This window comes from Bradyrhizobium sp. WSM4874 (assembly GCF_055811835.1).
The window spans coordinates 1-294 of sequence record NZ_JBVVPR010000257.1 but is presented as its reverse complement, the minus strand read 5'-3'; the positions used below and the strand labels follow the sequence as shown (position 1 = coordinate 294).

1 pseudogene is annotated in these 294 nt (G+C 67.0%); it reads left to right on the top strand.

Features of this window, described 5'->3' with window-relative positions:
* Positions 1-294 (top strand): annotated as a pseudogene (locus AC0L3P_RS40275) (hypothetical protein); the annotation flags it as partial.

The following is a 294-nucleotide window of genomic DNA, read 5'->3' as shown; positions in this document are numbered from 1 at the left end:
GGCCGAGAAGCAGGTGCGTCAGCGCGCCGAGGCCAATGTGCCGGCGCTCAAGCACGACATCGAGCGCTACGTGCGTCTGCGCGCCGAGGCCGGGCACAAGTATGAGGCCGAGGAACGCGCGATCCGGCATCGTGTCGCCATCGACATCCCTGCTTTGTCGCGCGAGGCGCAGCGGGTGCTGGCGCGGGTGCGCGATGCGATCGATCGCAACGACCAGCCGCGCTTTCTAACCACCCGAAGCAATGTGTCGTTGCTCACGGGCAGCATAAGTCGACGGGCAAAACTCGCCGCCGG